Genomic DNA, 17628 nt, shown 5'->3' with positions numbered 1-17628 from the left:
TGCTCCACCAGATATACCGGCACTTCATGGCCCTGGTAATCCGCATGACGACAGGCCATGGGTTACCTGTCCCGGCACCATGCACACCATGGCAACACGGGCATGCCGGTCAAGGGGGCCTACCAGTGCTTCCGCTTCAAGCCGCCCCTGTGGTGGTGCCTAAACCATCATGGCCCGGCCAGGCGGCCGCCAGCCCCGGACACCAGCTCAAGGTAGGCCTCCAGGAACGCGTCGTTCTCCCTCCTCTCGCCCACGGTGACCCTGCTCATCTCAGATAGCCTGCCAGACAGTTTCCTGACCAGGATGCCCCTCTCGGCCAGCCTCTCCCTCATGTCGCCCTTTACAAGAAAGAAGTTTGTGGTGCTCCTGACGCAGAGTTCGCCCAGCCGCTGCTCCATCCTCTCCCGCTCAGCCACTATGTAATCGACAGTCTTCCTGACGAGGTCGCGGTGCCTCAGCATTGCACGCGCCACGCACTCTGAGAGGACGTTGACCGGGAACGGCGCCCTCCTGCCCAGCACCCTAGATGCCGTCTCTTCACTGGCCACCAGGTAGCCGACCCTCACGCCTGCCATGGAGAACGCCTTGGAGAATGTCCGGAGCACCATTAGGTTCGGGTAATCGCTGACCTTTTCTACCATCGTGTGGCCAGAGAAGTCCCAGTACGCTTCATCTAGAAGGACATTGGTGCCACGCTCCAGTGCTGAAAGGACTATGTCCTCTTCCGCCTCCGTCCCGGTCGGGTTGTTGGGCCTGCACACTACCAGAAGGTCGCCGCTGCCTGTCTCCGGAGGCTCCGGGAACCTGAACTCCGGGCTGAGCCACACCGGGACGTACTGCACCCCGTGCTTCTCTGCAAAGAACCTGTACATCTCGAATGTCGGTTCGTATACATAGATACGCCTGAACATGGTTATGACCTCTGGCAGCAGGTCGTCGCTGCCGTTTCCCACAACCACGTTCCCCATGCCCAGTCCCAGTGAATCCGCTATGTCCTGCCTGAGGCCTTCCCCCTCAGCGTCCGGGTACCTGTTCCATTCCCTTTCCAGCATGGCCCTTACCGCCTCTTCCTTGACCTCTGCAGGTATATCGAAGGGGCTCTCGTTCCTATCAAGCCTGACAAGGCCAGATGGCCTGTTCTGGTACCTCATCTCCTCCTCCTCGAAAGTTCCGACATGATTTCAGAGAGCTTGACACCGTTCAGGTTCAGGAGCACCAGAAAGTGGTAGAGCATGTCGGCACCCTCGTATATGATCCTCTCCCTCCCCTGCGCGAGCAGCACCTCGATGCTCTCCTCCCCGAACTTCTTGTAGACCTCCTCCCTCCCCTTCATGAAGAGGCTCCGGGTGTACGAGTTTTCTCCGCCCTCCCTCCTCCTTCTCTCAATCACGTCCTCCAGGTCTCTGAGAACAGCAAGGGAGTAATCAACGTTCTCCCTCTCCGCACCGGGAGCGTTCCTGAAGAAGCACGTCCTATAGCCCATGTGGCAGGCAGGCCCCTTCTGCTCCACCAGGTAAAGGAGAGAGTCGAAGTCGCAGTCTCCCCTTATCTCAACTACCCTCTGGGTGTTGCCGCTCACCTCCCCCTTCATCCTCACCCTGCCCATGGACCTCGAATAATAGTGGGCGTAACCTGTCCGGGCCGTGAGCTCCAGGGCCTCCCTGTTGGCGTAGGCCAGGGTCAGCACCTCTCCCCCTACGGACTGCACCACCACCGGGAGCACCCTGTCGCCTATCCTTGAAATGAGTTCCGCCAGTTCACCTCCTGACATGTATACCGTTCCTCCAGAGGTATTCCTTAAGGTCGCCAATGCTGAAGCGGGAATAGTGGAAGACCGAGGCCCCCAGGGCCGCGTCAGCGCCTGCCCTGAACGCATCGAGAAAGTGTTCCATGGTCCCCGCGCCCCCGGAAATTATTATTGGTAGCGATGTGGCCTCCCTTGCTGCCGTTAGCATGCCAGTGTCGAAGCCCTGTCCTGTGCCGTCCCTGTCAATGGACGTCAGCATTATTTCACCTGCCCCGAGGTCCTCCACCCTGCGGGCCCAGTCTTCAAGCTTGAGGCCAGTTGGTGCAGTACCGCCAGCCACGAAGACCTCGTACCCTCCCCCTGCCCTCTTTGCGTCAATGGCGCAGACCACGTTGGAGGAGCCGATTGTCCTGGCCATGTCCCTCAGCAGCTCCGGGTTCCTTACGGCTGCAGTGTTCACGAAGACCTTGTCCGCACCTGACCTTATTATGTTCACCGCTGTCACGAGGTCCCCGATTCCGCCGCCGACCATGAACGGGACTGTTAGCACCTCCGCCACAGCCTTTGCCAGTGCCACCATGGTTTCCCTGGACTCCCGGGAGGCCGTTATGTCAAGGAACACGACCTCGTCTGCACCCTGCTCCTCGTAGTGCCGTGCCAGCTCCACGGGGTCCCCTGCGTCCCTCAGGCCCCTGAAGCGGATGCCCTTGACAACCCTCCTACCGGCCACGTCAAGCGCAACGACAACCCTCTTCGCCAGCAACTCACAGGCCCCCCAGGGACTTCAGGTCAACCGTGCCCTCGTAAAGAGCCTTCCCTATTATGCAGCCAGTGAAGCCTGACCTGATGAGCCTCAGGACGTCGTCAGCGGTTGTCACCCCGCCCGCGTAAATGAAGTCCTCGTCTGCCCAGAACCTCTCGACCGTTTCCACACCGGCCATGGTGCCGTCCCTGTCCACGGACGTGTATATGAACCTCCTCACCAGGCCTTTCATGGCAGAGTAGCCCGAGGACACATGCCGCCCTGAGACGCGGGTCCAGCCGTTGGTGGCCATGAGGCCGCCCCTGGAGTCCAGGCTGACAGCCGTATCCGGGAAGAGCCTGACGACCTCCCTGACAAAATCGAGGTCCTGTGCAGCTGTGCCCAGTATAACCGAGCGGACGCCTGTGGAATATGCTTCCTCTATCGCCTCCATCCTCCGGAATCCACCTCCCACCTGCACGTAGGCACCTGTCCTGTCAACGATCCTCTTCACGACTGCCATGTTCTTAGGCGAGCCTGTGAATGCACCGTCAAGGTCGATGATGTGGAGCGTGCCGGTTACCGATGCAAACCTCTCCGCCACCTCCACGGGGTCGCCGTAGTCCGTGGCCCTCTCCCTCATGCCCCGGTACAGCCTCACCGCCCTGCCGTTGAGTATGTCAACTGCTGGAAATACCCTGAACCTCATGCCATCACCCCGAAGTTCCTTAGCACCCTGGCCCCTGCCTGGCCAGACTTCTCTGGATGGAACTGCACCCCGAAAACGTTGCCCTTCTCGACCACAGAAGAGAAGGCACCCCCGTAATCCGTCAAGCCCCTTGTGAACTCCGATACCGGGGCGTAATAGGAGTGCACGAAGTAGAAGAACTCCCCACGCCTTATGCCCTTCAGAAGCACAGATTCTCCTGACGGCTCCACCTGGTTCCAGCCTATGTGGGGCACCCGGACTCCTGAGAAGCGCTTCACGGTGCCCCTGAATATGCTCAGGCCGCGGCCAGGTCCCTCCTCGCTTCCCTCGTAGAGGAGCTGCAGGCCCAGGCATATCCCCAGCACGGGTATGCCCTCCCTCACCCTGCCAATGATCGCTTCCCTCACCGTTTCCAGCGTCGGCATGGCCGCGCTGAAAGAACCGACGCCAGGTATGATGAGTGCACTCGCCCTTTCGACACCGTAGACATCCCTCACTGCGGTGCCCCTCACGGCCCTGAGCACGTTGCTCATGTTCCCAAGACCTAGGTCAACAACGCCCATCATAGTGACCCCTTCGTGCTCTCGGTCCTGTCAGAGGGCCTGAGCGCACTGCCAAGGCACATGCCAAGGGCCTTGAACGATGCTTCCACGGCGTGGTGTGTGTTCCCCACCCTCATGCCGACGATGTGGAGCGTGAGGCCGAGCTCCCTGCAGAGGGCCCACATGAACTCACGGACCAGCATCGGGTCGAAGCCCTCCGCTTCCCTGACATCCATATCAAAGCTGAGGAAGGCCCTTGAGACGTCCACGGAACACAGGACCAGCGACTCGTCCATTGGCACGATGGTGGAGTGGAACCTCGCACAGTTCTCCCTGAACCGCCTGAGCTCCTGCCCCATGGTGATGCCCACGTCCTCCCAGAGGTGGTGCCTGAGGTCCCAGGTGGCCCTCACAGTGCCCGAGAACCTCGCGTGGAAGTAGAGAGTCCTCAGCATGTGGTCGAAGACGCTGTCACCGGTGGCGACCTCGGTGCTCCCAGGCCCTGTGGAGACCTCAACGTAAACATCGGTCTCCCTGGTCTGCCTCCTCACAGCCTCGCCTCCAGAGACCTTGCATGCCCCTCCATGCCCTCAGCCCTGGCCAGGGTTATGCCGCTCCCGACACCGGACTGAAAGTCACCCCTGGACACGTGCGCAAACGAGATGCGCCTGACAAAGTCCTCCACAGTTAGCGCTGAGCCGAACCTGACCGTGCCGCCCGTTGGGAGGACATGGTTGACGCCGAGGAAGTAGTCACCCGCCGGCACAGGTGTGAAGGGCCCCATGTAGACCGCACCTGCGTTCTTCACCCTTTCCAGGTACCTGAGGGGCTCAGCGCACAGTATCTCCAGGTGCTCAGGTGCAATCTCGTTGGCCCTGTCTATGCACTCCTCCACGCTACCGGCGAGCATGACCTCTATCCTGCCCCCGTTGAGCGACATGGCCTCCCTGGCGGACGTGGTGCATAGCCATGCCTTCGAATCTGGCCCGTGCTCCAGCTGCGATTCCAGGTCGGCAAGGACCAGTTCGGGGGGCTGGCTCCCATCGGATACAACGAAGACCTCCGATGGGCCTGCGAGGCCGTCTATGCCCACCTGCCCGAAGACCTGCCTCTTCGCTTCATTTACGTACCTATTCCCTGGACCGAATATCTTGTCGACCCTCTCCATGCCAACACCGAAGGCCATGGCAGCTATGGCCTGCACACCTCCTATCCTGTACACCTCCCTTATGCCCAGGACCTTAGCCACATACAGTATCTCCGCTGCAACCCTGCCTGACTTCGGTGGCGTGCACACGGCGATCTCCTCAACCCCGGCCACCCTGGCGGGCACTGCTGCCATTATCAGTGAAGAGGGGAGGGGCTTGCCCCCGGGCACGTATATGCCTATCCTCCTGATGGGCCTCCTGAGTATGCCGTAGAGTGAGCCGTCTTTAACATAGAGCTCGTTCCCCCTCACCTGCAGCCTGTGGTGTTCCGTGACCCTCTCCACCACCCTCTCTATCGACTCCCTGACACCCTGGGGGAGCAACTGCCCTGAACCCTCGACCTCGTCCTCCGGTACACGGAAGGGGCCACCGAAGCCGTCGAACTCCTGTGAGTAGCGCCTCAGCGCTTCCAGCCCGTGGGCCCTTATATCCTCAAGGATACCGGCAACGTAACTCTCAATACCCCCCATTGCATGCCGCCTCCATCCTCGAGATAAGGGCCCTCATCTCCCTGTACTTCGTCTTCCACGAGACCCTGTTCACAACCACCTGGGCACGCACGTCCATCACCTTCTCGTACTCCAGCAGGCCGTTCTGTTCCAGTGTCCTGCCAGTCTCAACTATATCAAGGATCGCATCGGCCATGCCAGTGACCGCGGCCAGCTCCACAGAGCCGGAGAGCTTGAGCACGGAACCGCTCACGCGCCTGCTGGAGAGCAGCCTTGAGGCTATGTTCGTGTACCTGGACGCTATCCTGACTCCGTCCCTCAGGCCCCTGAAGCCAGGCGGTGCGGCTATGCTGAGCCTGCACCTGCCGAACGGGAGGTCCAGGGGGACCAGCACGTCATTCCCGCTCTCCTCGACCACATCGCTCCCCGTTATGCCTATTTCCGCCCCTGCCTCCACGTAGCCCGGAACGTCCGCCGCCCTGGATATCAGGAAGGTGTTGCCCCCAGACCTGAGGGCCAGTGACCTGCCCGCAGTGTCCGGGACTTCCACACCCGATAGCCTGAGCACCTGCAGGGAGGGCCCCATCAGCCGGCCCTTGGGGATCACGAAGATCACGGCACCACCTCCACAGGTATGCCCATGCTGACCATACGCCTGGCCTCCACCATGGCCCGGCCTATGTCTGACCGCGTGATCACTCTCCTCTCCACGCCCCTCCTGTTGTCGTAGAGCGAGGCGATTGCCTCCATGTCCAGGGCGAAGCCTGAGCCTGAGAAGCTGCCTATGGAGTACCTTCCACCCCTGCCAAGGAGGACACCGCTCCTGGGAGAGTAGACCTCAAAGACGATCCCGCTATAGTAAGGTTCCGGGTTCACGGTGCACATGTCAAAGGTGAGCCTGCTGTCCCCCACCTTCTCCCTAATGTACTCCAGGGACGGGATGCCCATGCTCTCTCCCCTGGAACCCAGGAATTCCAGCAGCTTTGCCCTCGACCTGTCGTCGAGTGGTACCTGCCGCAGGACACCAGGACTCCTCCTCAGGAACGCGGACCTGACCTGCTCCCAAAGTGACTCCGGCACTGCCTCCTTTATCACAGACATGTCACCCACGTCGATGGAGAAGTCCCCTATGCCCAGGGATTCGAGGCAAGATATCATCAGGGATATGGCCTCAACCGTGTCATCCAGGGGATCGCCGCGCACGACCTCAGCGCCAGCCTGCCACTGGCCCTCAGGGCCGGACCTCAGGACCTGGGAAATGTAGTACAGCCTCCTGCTCCAGGTGTCCCGCCTCCAGTTCACCGCTATCTGCGAAGTCAGGTCTGGCCCGGCAACGTAGAACTCGTTGCCGTACACAAGGCGTATGCCATCGGCGAGCAGGCCATCGTACCTCTGCACCTTCGGCAGGAAGGCCTCCTCATAGCCCCACAGCGAGAATGTGAGCCTCAGCCTCTCAGCGACCTTTGGTAGAAGAGATCTTGTGTCCCTGCGCTCCAGGCCATCACTGATGAAGGCACCGACTCCTGTCCTTTGCAGGAGTCATCTCACGACCGTCGTAAGCGTTCATGTGATAGAGCGTATCATACCACCCCTATTTAAGGTTGTGCCATGGAAGCCCACGTATACGGACCGGTATGGCATCAATCACCCCTGGACACATTGCCAAGGCCAAGGAGGGCCTCCGCCGTGACCGAAGCGGCCTTCTCCACGTCACCTGCACTCACCCACTCCAGCCGGGTGTGTGACATCTGCGGGTCGCCTGGACCGTATGTTATGCACGGGATCCCCCAGAGCCTGCCCAGGATGTTCATGTCCCCGCTCCCGCTCTTGAACAGGAGAGACGGCCTTGAGCCCGTGACACTTTCAATGGCCCTCCTGAAGCTCGCGACCAGGGGCGACTTCATGTCGGAGACATAGGCTTCCACAGAGGAGAGCTTCCTCACCCTCAGGCTACCGTCGCCGCCAAGCACGCCCCTGAGCCTCTCCATGGCCTCCGCCGCGGTGACCGATGGCGGGAACCTCAAGTCCAGTAGCATCCTCGCGCTGGAGGGCGTGACGTTGTGCGCGGTGCCCGCACTCAGCCTTGTAACGGAGCATGAGGTGTCCCTGAACTGTGAGCCGTTCCCGAACTCGCCCCTCAGCCTTCCCAGGATATCATAAACGACGTCAACAGCGTTCCTGCCCAGCCATGGTGCACTTGCGTGGTGCGCCTCTGTGTCCACAGAAACCGAAACGAGGAGCCTGCCCTTGTACCCAACGGTGATGTCCTTGGTGTTGCTGGGTTCGCCGAACACAGCGAAGTCCGTCGCCTGGAGCTCCCTGGATATGCTGTATATGCCCTTGCTCCTGCTCTCCTCGCCAACAGCGCCCGCGAACACCACCTTCCCAGGGAAGCCAGACCTGTGTGCCATGGCGCCGCCGAGCAGGAGGGCCAGTAGAGGTGACTTGGCGTCCACCGCTCCCCTCCCGAATATTCGGTCGCCATCCACCCTGGGCTCAATGAAGCCTGCCACGGTGTCCATGTGGCCGCAGAGCAGAACGCTGGGCCTCCCCGAGCCGGCCTCCGCTATGACGTTGCCAGTTGCATCCACACGAACCTGGCTGTACCCAGCCTCACTGGCCAGCCTCTCAACGACCCTGGCAACGCCCTCCTCCCTGCCGCTCGGCGAATAGTGCTCCAGGAGTTCCAGAAGGGCCCGGGAGACGTTCATTTTATCACACTCAGGGCGTAGTCCACGATGGCCCCTGGTATGTCGACGCCTGTCTGGGCCACCGTGTTCTTGAACTCCGTGGTGCCGTTGATCTCGTGGACGAGGTAGCCGTCCTTCGATTCCATCACATCCACACCGTACACCCCGGGGCCCACTGCCCTTGCGGCCCTCACGGCCACATCCTCCAGCTCGCTGTCTATCGGGCACTTCTCCGCCCTCCCACCACGTGCAGTGTTGGTCCTCCACTGGTCTCCCCCGTACCTGTATATTGCGGCCAGGGCACGGTCTCCTGCAACGAACACCCTGATGTCCCTCCCTGGCTTCTCGACGAACTCCTGGAGGTATGAGACGGAGTACAGGGGATACATGTGTTCCCTGTCCTCCAGGACGGCTTCCGCAGCATCCCTGTCCCTGAGGAGTGCCACCATCCTGCCCCAGCTACCGGTCACGGGCTTTATCACGGCCCTGCCACCAAGTATGCCTGAGAATGCCTCCATTGCTTTCTCAGTGGATAAGGCCACAACCGTGTGCGGTGTCGGCACCCGGTTCTTCACGAAGGCAAGTGAGGAGAGCATCTTGTTGCCGCTTATCAGTGTGCTGTTCAGGTCGTTCACAACGGGGTGGCCCAGGTACTCCAGGTAGGCGGTTATGTGCAGCCCCCGGTAATAACTGACAGAACGCTGCAGCGTCACGTCACCGAACTCCTCCGGTACCTTTCCGTTCAGGTCCATTACGATGTCTGAGGAATCGATCATCCTCACGGTGAGGCCCCTGTCCTGGGCGGCCTTCATCAGGGCCTTCTCCTCCCACCTGACAAGGTCGTAGACTATTGACACCTGCGTCACGCGCCACCCTCCCTTGCACTGGCCACCTGCCTCTCCAGCGCGCCCTCCATGGCGGAAGCTGCGATCTCTACGGACTCCCTTGTTATCACATATGGCGGCAGAAGCCTGATTGTGTTTATCCCGGAGTAGAGGGGTATTGCACCCCCGTCTATCATGGACATGAGGACCGGAAGGAAGCGTATTCTGAGCTCCACGGCGTTCATGAGGCCCATGCCCCTGACCTCTTTTACGAGCCTGTGGTCACCCACGGTTTCCGTGAGCGAATCCCTGAGTACCCTCCCAATGCTGTCAACGCGCTCAAGCAACCCGCCCTTCAGCTGCCTTATGACCTCTGTGCCCGCAGCGCAGGCAAGCGGGTTGCCGCCCGTGGTGGACGACTGCTCCCCAACCTCGAGCACCTCCATGAACTCCTTCCTGCCGGATGTTGCGGACATGGGTATGCCGCCGCCTATGCCCTTTCCCGCAGTCAGGATGTCCGGGACGATGCCGAAGTGCTGGTGCGCCCACCACTTGCCAGTCCTGCCCATGCCTGACTGGACCTCATCCGTCACCATGAGGATGCCGTTGTCATCGCATACCTCCCTTACCTCCTTCAGGTACTCCCCTGGAGGTATGTTCACGCCGCCCTCTCCCTGCACTGGCTCCACAAACACAGCGGCGTAGCTGTCCAGGTCCGGGACCCTGCGCAGGGCCTCCGCGTCCCCGAATGGCACGAACGTGACTTCCGGGTACAGGAGCCCGCTAAAGGACTTCCTGTACTTCTGCGAGTGTGTCAGGGATACAGAGCCCATAGTCTTCCCGTGGTATGACCTCTCCATTGCGATGAACTTCCTCCTCTTCGTGTACTTGAAGGCGACCTTCATCGCGGCCTCCACAGCCTCGGTGCCGCTGTTCCCCAGGTAAGTCATGGATGACTTCCATGGCAGGATGGACGAGAACTCCCTGAGGAACTGCGCCCTCGCCGGCGTGTAGAGAGAGGCGTGGGCTATGTCCATCTCCATGAACTGCCTCTCCAGGGCCTCGAGGACCCCCCTGTTGCCGTGGCCAAGTATTGCCACCCCGTAGCCGCTCATCAGGTCCACATACTCCTTTCCAGATGGATCGTAGAGCCTGTCACCGCTGCCCCTGGAGATGACGAGCCCGAACCTCTGGTATGAATGGACCATCAGCTCCTCTTCCGTTTCCCTCACGTCCATGTGACCACCGTCCCCGATGCCCCAGATATGGCCCTGGAGATGGCATTCTCAGAGCTCCCCTGCGCGATCACAGCCAATCTGGCACCCCCCTCGACTGCCTCCCTGGCCGCCATGAGCTTCTTGTCCATGCCGTTCCCGACCCTCTGGAGCACCGCATCGTAGTTCGACCTGTCGATTTTGTTCAGCACCTGGCCGTCCAGAACAACGCCAGGCACGTTCGTAAGGAGGACAAGAGCGTCCGCACGCATCCTGGACGCTATGAAAGCGGCGAGTCTGTCTCCGTCAACGTTCAGCGGCTCGTTCTCCTCCCCACATATTATCGGCGCGATCACAGGCACCGCACCTGACGACATTATCCCGGTGAGGACGTCTGCCCGCAGGTGCGTTGGCCTCCCCGTGAACCCCCCGTCTATCACCATCCTGCGCCCCCTCTCGTTCAGCACGACTAGCCTCTTCTTCCTCTCTCCCCTTATGAGGCCCATGTCCAGGCCAGTGAGGGATATGGCGTCCCTGCCGCAGGCGCGCATCTCCCTGAGGATGTCCATTGCAACCAGACCACGCATGACCATGCTGAAGAACTCCATGGTCTCCCAGTCGGTGTACCTGCTCCTGTAGCCCTCAGGAGAAGTTACGAACTTCTGCTCCACGCCGTACCTCTGGCCCAGGCTGTTAACCCTGTGGCCCCCTCCGTGCACCAGTATGACTGTTCCCATGGAGGCTGCCTCCCTCACCACCTGCTTCCAGGCCTCCGAGGAAAGGAGGCTCCCACCCAGTTTCACCACTATCATATCAATCAGGCCGGATGAAGCGGGATCGTGCTCAGCCCCTGTGTCTCGGGGAAGCCCAGCATCAGGTTCATGGAGTGCACCGAGTTCCCTGCAGCTCCCTTGATAAGGTTGTCTATTGTCGATATGACGACAACCCTGCCCGTGTGCCTGTCTATCTCGAAGCCTATGTCCACGAAGTTTGAGCCCACCGTGATCTTGGGGTCTGGGAGCCTGTATACTCCGTCCCTGTCCCTGATGAAGCGTACGAAGGGCTCCCCGCGGTAGGTCTGCCTCATGATCTTCCACACGTCCACCTCTGCCACCTCCCTGTCCGTGAAGACAGAAGATGTGGTCTGTATGCCCCTCACCATGTTCACCGCGTGCGCGGAGAGGGCCACCTTCACCTTCCTCCCCGCGTGCTGCGAGAGTTCCTGCTCGATCTCCGCCGTGTGCCTGTGGCCTGCAGCCCTGTATGGCCTGATGGAGTTGTAACGTTCCGAGTACACCGAAGCCCTGTTCGCCGCATTCCCTGAGGCCGACGACCCTGTCTTCGCGTCGACGACAGTGACGTCGTTGATCATGCCCGACCTGGCGAAGGGCAGGAGGGAGTATATGGTGGAGGATGCTATGCAGCCAGGGTTGGCCACAAACCTGGCATTCCTTATCTCCTCCCTGTGGGTCTCAGGGAGCCCGTAGACGAACCTCGGCAGGAGGTCGGGTGCAGGGTGCTCGAACCCGTACCAGATGGGGTAGAGGGACGGATCTTTGAGCCTGAAGTCGCCGGTCATGTCTATGAGCCTGGTGCCCATCTCCACTATCTCCGGCGTGACCTTCACGGAAGAGCCGTGTGGCACGGAGAGGAAGAGTAGGTCCACCTTTGATGCCGCGGTCACCGGGTCATCGTCTGTGAACTTGAGCTCCGTGAAGCCCTTGAGGTTAGGGTGGGCCTTGAAAACGTATTCTCCCTTCATGGTCCTGCTGGTGGCGAGGGTTACGTCGACCCCTCCGTGCTGCAGGAGGAGCCTGAGTATCTCTCCGCCAACGTAGCCAGAGGCACCTACAACTCCAACGCTCACCATTTCTATCACTCTGAAAAGATAGTTGTCAAAAATATCAATTCTCTCGGATTAATTACAAATAATTCTGATTTTATTCTCCCCAGTCTTCCTTAACGTCCTCCGCGGCCTGCAGCGTGACCTGCCCGCCGCCCACGCCCACGACCTCATAGTCAGTGCCGCAGTCTGGGCAGCTCACAAGCTCGCCCTTCAAGCAGTCATCCGGTACCTCGATTAAACCACCGCACATGCTGCACTCCGTCTTCATTCCAACACCCTGTCAATGAGTGTCGATGTATGACCGCTCAGTATAAATAGTTTTTGACCAATATCGGTCACAGCATGACGGATCAGGCCAGGGAGCGGAGCGTACAGTCCATGGTCAGTGAGGTGGTCGAAAACGACATATTCCTAGCGAACGCGCTCAAGAGGGGCTACGCGAACCTCAGCCAGGTGGCCAGGATGATAAGGCCAATCGTCAGGGACAGGCTGAACTCGGAGGTGACCGAGCAGGCCATCCTCTCCGCGCTCAAGAGGAAGAGGGCCTCCCTGCCCAGGGCCGAGAACAGGATAATGAACGTCCTGGCACACTCCAACCTATCGCTCTACGGCGGTGTGGTGAAGGTAGTCCTGGGCACGGAGAGTGCCCTCCAGATACTCGGAGACATCCTCTCGGGGAACAAGATATACAACATATACGTAACAACGAGCCCAAACTACGTCACGGTCATAGCGGAGGCTCAGGTCATCGGGGAGTTCAGGAAGGACCTGGAGAGGAAAGCGGTACACATTGCAGAGGATCTGTCGCTCATAGTCATAAGGGGGCCCGAGGAGCTCATCGAAACAGAGGGTTTCCTCGCATACCTGTACGAGAAGCTTGCCATGGCAGGCGTGAACATAGAGGAGGCGACGAACAGCTACACCGACACCCTGGTCCTACTGAAAGCATCGCAGGCCCCCAGGGCATTCCAGGCCCTCAGCGACCTGATGGAGAACGCCAGGATCAGGAGGTTCGACTAGAGGGTGAGGGCCTCGTAGGCCCTTATGCCGTCGCTCCTCCTCACCACGATTATGGTCTCGTTTGAGCAGGAAATGAGCTGCAGTATGTTTATCCCGGCGGAGAAGAGCCTCTCCGTTATCCTCATGACGAAACCCGGCACCCTCTCTATCTCCTTGGGCGACAGGATATGTATTGCACTCACGTCCCTCTCCACCTGGCCTGATGTGCCCACCTCTATCTTTCCCACCCTGAGCTCGTCCACTATGTAAACTATGGAGTCCTGGAGGTAGGTGGCGGAGAGGTACTTGACGTTTATTGGCCTTGATGTGGTTACGACAGCAATCTTGTCCTGCAGGGTGATCTTGCTCCTGCCGAGGAGTTCCTCAAGGTAGCCTCTGGAAGTGCCCTTCTCAGCAGTCTCGGATGATATCTTGTTCAGCGTGTACCTTATGGATGATATGCTGTACTCTGGGAACTTGTCATGTATGTCCCTGGCCAGGCTGCTTATGTTCACTATCCCGCTCCTCAGTGAGGAGTAGATGTCCGGGTAGAGCATGAGGTAGTTCCTGACCATCTGCTCCAGCTTTCCCCGCTCCTGCCTGTCTTCCACTTATCATAATTGATAAGAATAATATTAAATTTTTCGAGCACTTCACCAATTTTAAAGAATGCCTGCTCCTGAGAATATTTACCGGGTGGAGGGTACACCCACACTACAGCCTGGACAAGTGCGTATGCGAAAGAGCATGGGAGGCCAGGGCTGCCTGCCCGCATGGCCCAGATACGGTGGTGCACAGGAGGTCAGAACTATTATGTATACTTTACACCTACAAGCCACTGCGGTCTTTGGCAATGGGCCTGAGGGATTTCCTGATGAGGAAAAGCATCACAGGGGGTAAGAGGTCCGTCAGGGTGGACGGGGAGGACGAGGTGGCGAGGGGCGAGAAGAACGTCATAGTTGTGAGGGCATCCCCCGGGAGGGAGGTAAAGGAGGCAACTGCAAGGATCAGCGGCCCCACGTCCGCCAGGGAGAGGGAGATGAGGATGCTGGGCCCCGGCGTCTTCTACATCCCCGTGGTGGCCAGGAAGGTTGGGGAGTACGCAGTTGAGATATCCATCACATACAGGGATGGCAGTGAGAGGCACAGGGCATTCACCTTCATTGCAAGGGAGAAGGGAGAGGCAGCACCTGGCAGTGCCGAGGCCGAGGAAGAGCCCCTGAAGCCCCTTCCAACCCAGTGGCCCACCTCATCGCAGTACGCGCAGGCAATACAGAAGCCCGGGTTCTCTATAAACAGCAGGTACCAGGACCTCCGTTCCGGTACGCCGGTGAAGAACCCGAATGTCAGGTACAGCAGCTACATCCACGGCTCCGGGAACTTCGGCGTTGTCTTCAAGATCGATGTGTCCGGCAGGTACTACGCCCTCAAGTGCTTCACCAGGGCCAGCGGAGAACTGAACGTGCGGTACAGGGAGGTAAGCAGGTACCTGCGTTCCAGGGAACTGCCTTTCCTGGTGGAGTTCCACTACCTCCAGGAGGCCATCAGGGTCATGAGCAGGCCCGAAACTTACTATCCTGCCCTGAGGATGTCATGGATAGAGGGCATCAACCTGAACAGGTTCATAGAGCAGAACCTGGGGAAGCCAAGGGTGCTGGAATCTGCCGCAAGGACGTTCATAGACCAGGTGTATGCCCTCCAGAGGAACGGCATAGCGCACGGCGACCTGTCCGGCGACAACATCCTTGTGTCCGATGGAAAGATGTACTTCATAGACTACGACGGCATGTACGTGCCTGCCTTCAGGGGCAAGAAGGCCCCCGAGATGGGCCATGAGAACTTCCAGCACCCCAGGAGGAGGTACGAATATAACGAGAGGATCGATGGCTTCTCCAGCCTCGTGATCCTCCTCTCCCTCATCGCTGTGGCAAAAGACCCTAGTCTATGGGACTACAACGACGGCGATGCTGACAGGCTCCTTTTCACCTCCAGGGACTTCACGGCACCTGGAGAATCCGAACTCATATCCAGGCTCATCTCCATGGGCGGGAAGGTGAAGAAGCTGACCCAGTTCCTGGTGAAGTTCCTGGACGAGGACCCGGACTGGGCCGGCGGCAGCCCGCAGAAGGTCAGGGAAGCCTACAGGTGAGCCCTATCTCCTGACAAGGATGAAGGTGAGGTCATCGTTCCTAACCGAGCCCTCCCTCTGGAGGGACGGCAGCAGCGTCTCCGGCTCCTCGCTCCTGAGCCTCTCCATTGCCCCTGCGCCCTCTGACATGACCCAGGCCGAGAGGGCGTCAGTGGCAAGAAGAACCTCGTCATATGGGCCGGTGTAACTGAAGACCTTCCACGGATTCCTGGTGCTCACCCTCTTCCTCAGCGGCGCCCCGTAGCCGCTCCACACAAGGCTAGGCGTTATGCCGAACTCATTCACATGCCTTATCGGGAACGATACCAGCTGCTGCCCCTTCCTTATGAAGAGGCAGGAATCGCCCACAGCGGAGGACACAACGGTCTCGCCGACATGGACGATCAGGAGCGTGGCATGAGACCCCCTGGTCGCCTTGTTCTTCACATTCCACTTCAGCCCCTCCCAGTTAATGCCAGAGTACCAGGCATCCCTGGCCCTGTCCACCATGGCATCCAGCACGGAACGCACCGTAACGAACTGGGGGCTGAGCGACACGGCCCTCTCGACCAGTATCCTGGCCCAGAGGCCGGAGAATATGGACTCGCTGGCCCCGTCGGAGACAGAGAACATACCCCTGTCCCCGGCACAGGCCCAGGCGTCCTCGTTCTCCTCGGGCCTGTTGCCCGCCTTGGGGACGCTCCCTCGTATTGCCTGCATCTACCTCATTTGGTTCGTTATGGCCCTGGTGCCTATGTCCAACAGTTTGATCAGGTCCTCCAGCTGCGCGTTGAACACGTAGGCTCTGGCCCCCTCGCTGACGTCCCTGTACTCCTCCCTGGCTATGGCCACCATGCTCTCCGGTATAAGGGAGGACATGGAGAACATCTGCCTCGCGTACTTGTCAGGTGGGAGCTGCCCGGGGTCTGAGGGGAACGAGACCGGGTCGGTCTTCGTTTCAGAGAGGTGGCAGTTCCATATCATCGCGTTCCCGTCATCGGTACTTATGCCCATGATCCTCTCCGCCACTGGCACCGGGTCGCCGTCAGTGGAATCGCCGTCGCTTATGTTTATTATGACCGGTGGGAAGCTGGACTGGTGTTCCGATGCCCAGGCGCTGGCCCACTCCTCCGCTAGTGACAGTGCCCTGACCATGGGCGTGTCGCTGGCAGCCACGGGCTCGAACCAGATGGGGAACTCGAAGTCAACCTCCTCCCCGTCTATCACCTGCTTCCTGGTCTCCATCCTTAGGATCAGGGAGTCCATCTCCGATATGGGCACCAGGTTCCTGTTGACCAGTAACGATGCAGCCTCCCCCTTCCTGAAGCCGTAGCCTATAATGCCAACCTCGAAGTAATCACGGATGCCATCGGACTTAGTGCACCTGTTCACCAGCTCGTAGATCTGCCTGTTTATGGCATCGGTGGCCTCCTCTGCCTTGGACCTCTTTCCGCCTGCGATCCTGTGGCTCATTGACCTTGACTGGTCAAGGAGGAATATGAAAAGCCCGGGGTTCCTCCTGCTGATCTCGGCTGTGTATGACATCGGTCATACAGCCTGCGGGTGATAATAAAATTTGGCATCTGCCGGGGCCTTCCCGGGACAAGTGAATGCAGTTAATGAGATCGCAATCGTTCACCCTCCCAGATCCTGTAAAATACCACTTAGCAATGGCAGGCCATGGACCTCGGGCTCAGGGGTAAGAAGGCCCTGGTCACAGGCGCCAGCGATGGCATTGGCTTCTCCATTGCGGACGTCCTCGCATCCGAGGGCTGCACGGTCATGGTGGCGTCGAGGGACAGGGAACGCATAACTAGGGCAGCGTCGGAGATATCCTCAAGGCACTCTGTGGAAGTGATACCGGCCACCGTGGACACCGGAGACGCGACCTCGATATCCTCTCTCGTGGCAGAGTTCTCCTCAAGGCTCGGGAGCATTGACATCCTGGTCACGAACACCGGTGGCCCGCCCGCGGGCCAGTTTCTGGACATAACCGACGAGCAGTGGGTCGCATCGTTCAACTCGCTCTTCATGGGCGTTGTCCGGCTCGTCCGGTCATCCTTGCCCCTCATGGGGCCTGGCTCGTGCATAGTGAACATGATGTCCAGGTCGTCCAAGGAGTTCCTGCCCAACCTTGCGATCTCCAATGCCATGAGGCCAGCCATAGCAGGCCTCACAAAGACCCTGGCCTTCGAGCTCGGGCCCAGGGGAATAAGGGTGAACGGCATCGGGCCGGGCTACGTGATGACGAACAGGCAGTCCCAGCTCCTCCAGTACCGGTCGAAGAGGCTGTCCATACCGGTCGAGGCAATAACCAGGGACATCGAGAGGGAGATACCTGTGGGCAGGATAGCAACGCCGGAGGAGGTGGCCCGGGTAGTGGCGTTCGTGTGTTCGCCAGCGGCATCTTACATAAACGGGGAGTTCATAGTTGTCGATGGCGGAACGCTCAGGTCTCACGTCTGAGCGGTGCACCCACGCCCACGGCGTCCAGGGGCATGGAAAACCGTATCTAGTTGTGAACGTATTA

21 protein-coding genes are annotated in these 17628 nt (G+C 59.6%); 3 read left to right on the top strand and 18 right to left on the bottom strand.

The genetic code is table 11. The annotated features are described in order from the left end of the window. Window positions 1-167: 167 nt before the first annotated feature. From IEW66_RS06205 to lysW/argW, 15 genes are all read right to left on the bottom strand, one after another. A complete protein-coding gene (locus IEW66_RS06205) occupies window positions 168-1151 on the bottom strand; it encodes a pyridoxal phosphate-dependent aminotransferase (protein ID WP_188681357.1) in 984 nt (327 codons plus the stop codon). Continuing rightward, window positions 1148-1771 (bottom strand): bifunctional phosphoribosyl-AMP cyclohydrolase/phosphoribosyl-ATP diphosphatase HisIE, encoded by a 624-nt coding sequence (gene hisIE, locus IEW66_RS06200; RefSeq protein ID WP_188681355.1) that lies wholly within the window; start codon window positions 1769-1771, stop codon window positions 1148-1150. Before hisIE ends, IEW66_RS06205 begins: the two co-directional genes overlap by 4 nt. Next, window positions 1758-2510 carry an imidazole glycerol phosphate synthase subunit HisF gene (gene hisF, locus IEW66_RS06195; RefSeq protein WP_188681353.1) on the bottom strand — a complete coding sequence of 251 codons (753 nt, stop codon included), beginning with the start codon at window positions 2508-2510 and terminating at the stop codon, window positions 1758-1760. Before hisF ends, hisIE begins: the two co-directional genes overlap by 14 nt. Before the next feature lies 1 nt (window position 2511). Next, window positions 2512-3198, bottom strand: coding sequence for a 1-(5-phosphoribosyl)-5-((5-phosphoribosylamino)methylideneamino)imidazole-4-carboxamide isomerase (hisA, locus tag IEW66_RS06190; RefSeq protein WP_188681351.1), 687 nt, complete (start codon window positions 3196-3198; stop codon window positions 2512-2514). Further along, complete coding sequence (gene hisH, locus IEW66_RS06185; RefSeq protein ID WP_229657529.1) at window positions 3195-3761, bottom strand: imidazole glycerol phosphate synthase subunit HisH; 567 nt, start codon at window positions 3759-3761, stop codon at window positions 3195-3197. The genes hisA and hisH overlap by 4 nt, the downstream gene beginning before the upstream one ends. After that, a complete protein-coding gene (locus IEW66_RS06180; RefSeq protein ID WP_188681348.1) occupies window positions 3761-4291 on the bottom strand; it encodes an imidazoleglycerol-phosphate dehydratase in 531 nt (176 codons plus the stop codon). Before IEW66_RS06180 ends, hisH begins: the two co-directional genes overlap by 1 nt. After that, window positions 4288-5418, bottom strand: a complete 1131-nt coding sequence (gene hisD, locus IEW66_RS06175; protein WP_188681346.1) for a histidinol dehydrogenase — start codon at window positions 5416-5418, stop codon at window positions 4288-4290. Before hisD ends, IEW66_RS06180 begins: the two co-directional genes overlap by 4 nt. Then, window positions 5405-6013 carry an ATP phosphoribosyltransferase gene (gene hisG, locus IEW66_RS06170; RefSeq protein ID WP_188681345.1) on the bottom strand — a complete coding sequence of 203 codons (609 nt, stop codon included), beginning with the start codon at window positions 6011-6013 and terminating at the stop codon, window positions 5405-5407. The genes hisD and hisG overlap by 14 nt, the downstream gene beginning before the upstream one ends. Beyond that, window positions 6010-6894, bottom strand: a complete 885-nt coding sequence (locus IEW66_RS06165) for an ATP phosphoribosyltransferase regulatory subunit (RefSeq protein WP_306789770.1) — start codon at window positions 6892-6894, stop codon at window positions 6010-6012. The genes hisG and IEW66_RS06165 overlap by 4 nt, the downstream gene beginning before the upstream one ends. A gap of 143 nt (window positions 6895-7037) precedes the next feature. Beyond that, window positions 7038-8108, bottom strand: a complete 1071-nt coding sequence (locus IEW66_RS06160) for a M20/M25/M40 family metallo-hydrolase (protein WP_188681341.1) — start codon at window positions 8106-8108, stop codon at window positions 7038-7040. Further along, window positions 8105-8953 carry a lysine biosynthesis protein LysX gene (lysX, locus tag IEW66_RS06155; protein WP_188681339.1) on the bottom strand — a complete coding sequence of 283 codons (849 nt, stop codon included), beginning with the start codon at window positions 8951-8953 and terminating at the stop codon, window positions 8105-8107. Before lysX ends, IEW66_RS06160 begins: the two co-directional genes overlap by 4 nt. Next, window positions 8950-10149: an aspartate aminotransferase family protein gene (locus IEW66_RS06150; protein ID WP_188681337.1), complete on the bottom strand. Its 1200-nt coding sequence runs from the start codon at window positions 10147-10149 to the stop codon at window positions 8950-8952. The genes lysX and IEW66_RS06150 overlap by 4 nt, the downstream gene beginning before the upstream one ends. After that, complete coding sequence (locus tag IEW66_RS06145) at window positions 10140-10937, bottom strand: [LysW]-aminoadipate/[LysW]-glutamate kinase (RefSeq protein ID WP_188681335.1); 798 nt, start codon at window positions 10935-10937, stop codon at window positions 10140-10142. The genes IEW66_RS06150 and IEW66_RS06145 overlap by 10 nt, the downstream gene beginning before the upstream one ends. A 5-nt stretch (window positions 10938-10942) precedes the next feature. Then, entirely contained in the window at window positions 10943-11995 is a 1053-nt protein-coding gene (gene argC, locus IEW66_RS06140; protein WP_229657561.1) for an N-acetyl-gamma-glutamyl-phosphate reductase, read from the bottom strand. A gap of 70 nt (window positions 11996-12065) precedes the next feature. Further along, complete coding sequence (gene lysW/argW, locus IEW66_RS06135) at window positions 12066-12239, bottom strand: alpha-aminoadipate/glutamate carrier protein LysW/ArgW (RefSeq protein WP_188681333.1); 174 nt, start codon at window positions 12237-12239, stop codon at window positions 12066-12068. Window positions 12240-12313: 74 nt separating this feature from the next. Between lysW/argW and IEW66_RS06130 the strand changes: the two genes are divergently transcribed. Next, window positions 12314-12991 carry an ACT domain-containing protein gene (locus IEW66_RS06130; protein WP_188681332.1) on the top strand — a complete coding sequence of 226 codons (678 nt, stop codon included), beginning with the start codon at window positions 12314-12316 and terminating at the stop codon, window positions 12989-12991. On the opposite strand, the gene IEW66_RS06125 is transcribed toward IEW66_RS06130, so the two are convergent. Further along, window positions 12988-13581: an ACT domain-containing protein gene (locus tag IEW66_RS06125; protein ID WP_229657528.1), complete on the bottom strand. Its 594-nt coding sequence runs from the start codon at window positions 13579-13581 to the stop codon at window positions 12988-12990. The genes IEW66_RS06130 and IEW66_RS06125 overlap by 4 nt on opposite strands. Window positions 13582-13844: 263 nt before the next feature. Here IEW66_RS06125 and IEW66_RS06120 point away from each other — a divergent pair, with 263 nt between their 5' ends. Beyond that, window positions 13845-15119 carry a protein kinase family protein gene (locus IEW66_RS06120; protein ID WP_188681330.1) on the top strand — a complete coding sequence of 425 codons (1275 nt, stop codon included), beginning with the start codon at window positions 13845-13847 and terminating at the stop codon, window positions 15117-15119. 3 nt (window positions 15120-15122) lie between these two features. Here IEW66_RS06120 and IEW66_RS06115 read toward each other — a convergent pair whose 3' ends face one another. Continuing rightward, the gene (locus IEW66_RS06115) at window positions 15123-15818 is read right to left on the bottom strand and encodes a protein phosphatase 2C domain-containing protein (protein WP_188681329.1); all 696 of its coding nucleotides are present in this window, start codon (window positions 15816-15818) and stop codon (window positions 15123-15125) included. Further along, the gene (locus IEW66_RS06110; RefSeq protein WP_188681327.1) at window positions 15819-16643 is read right to left on the bottom strand and encodes a vWA domain-containing protein; all 825 of its coding nucleotides are present in this window, start codon (window positions 16641-16643) and stop codon (window positions 15819-15821) included. A gap of 135 nt (window positions 16644-16778) precedes the next feature. Here IEW66_RS06110 and IEW66_RS06105 point away from each other — a divergent pair, with 135 nt between their 5' ends. Further along, window positions 16779-17564, top strand: coding sequence for an SDR family oxidoreductase (locus tag IEW66_RS06105; RefSeq protein ID WP_188681325.1), 786 nt, complete (start codon window positions 16779-16781; stop codon window positions 17562-17564). The last annotated feature ends 64 nt before the right edge of the window (window positions 17565-17628 follow it).

Source organism: Thermogymnomonas acidicola, from assembly GCF_014646795.1.
GTDB lineage: Archaea > Thermoplasmatota > Thermoplasmata > Thermoplasmatales > Thermoplasmataceae > Thermogymnomonas > Thermogymnomonas acidicola.
The sequence above is the reverse complement of the archived record's forward strand: the minus strand, read 5'-3'. Positions and strand labels throughout refer to the sequence as shown.

What these genes read in the sequence shown, in the direction of transcription:
- IEW66_RS06110 (WP_188681327.1), bottom strand. Translation starts at nt 16,643, where the DNA reads ATGTCATACACAGCCGAGATCAGCAGGAGGAACCCCGGGCTTTTCATA.
- IEW66_RS06105 (WP_188681325.1), top strand. Translation starts at nt 16,779, where the DNA reads ATGGACCTCGGGCTCAGGGGTAAGAAGGCCCTGGTCACAGGCGCCAGC.
- IEW66_RS06150 (WP_188681337.1), bottom strand. Translation starts at nt 10,149, where the DNA reads ATGGACGTGAGGGAAACGGAAGAGGAGCTGATGGTCCATTCATACCAG.
- IEW66_RS06145 (WP_188681335.1), bottom strand. Translation starts at nt 10,937, where the DNA reads ATGATAGTGGTGAAACTGGGTGGGAGCCTCCTTTCCTCGGAGGCCTGG.
- hisH (WP_229657529.1), bottom strand. Translation starts at nt 3,761, where the DNA reads ATGGGCGTTGTTGACCTAGGTCTTGGGAACATGAGCAACGTGCTCAGG.
- hisA (WP_188681351.1), bottom strand. Translation starts at nt 3,198, where the DNA reads ATGAGGTTCAGGGTATTTCCAGCAGTTGACATACTCAACGGCAGGGCG.
- IEW66_RS06115 (WP_188681329.1), bottom strand. Translation starts at nt 15,818, where the DNA reads ATGCAGGCAATACGAGGGAGCGTCCCCAAGGCGGGCAACAGGCCCGAG.
- hisD (WP_188681346.1), bottom strand. Translation starts at nt 5,418, where the DNA reads ATGGGGGGTATTGAGAGTTACGTTGCCGGTATCCTTGAGGATATAAGG.
- hisIE (WP_188681355.1), bottom strand. Translation starts at nt 1,771, where the DNA reads ATGTCAGGAGGTGAACTGGCGGAACTCATTTCAAGGATAGGCGACAGG.
- IEW66_RS06120 (WP_188681330.1), top strand. Translation starts at nt 13,845, where the DNA reads ATGAGGAAAAGCATCACAGGGGGTAAGAGGTCCGTCAGGGTGGACGGG.
- IEW66_RS06205 (WP_188681357.1), bottom strand. Translation starts at nt 1,151, where the DNA reads ATGAGGTACCAGAACAGGCCATCTGGCCTTGTCAGGCTTGATAGGAAC.
- IEW66_RS06160 (WP_188681341.1), bottom strand. Translation starts at nt 8,108, where the DNA reads ATGAACGTCTCCCGGGCCCTTCTGGAACTCCTGGAGCACTATTCGCCG.
- IEW66_RS06130 (WP_188681332.1), top strand. Translation starts at nt 12,314, where the DNA reads ATGACGGATCAGGCCAGGGAGCGGAGCGTACAGTCCATGGTCAGTGAG.
- argC (WP_229657561.1), bottom strand. Translation starts at nt 11,995, where the DNA reads ATGGTGAGCGTTGGAGTTGTAGGTGCCTCTGGCTACGTTGGCGGAGAG.
- lysW/argW (WP_188681333.1), bottom strand. Translation starts at nt 12,239, where the DNA reads ATGAAGACGGAGTGCAGCATGTGCGGTGGTTTAATCGAGGTACCGGAT.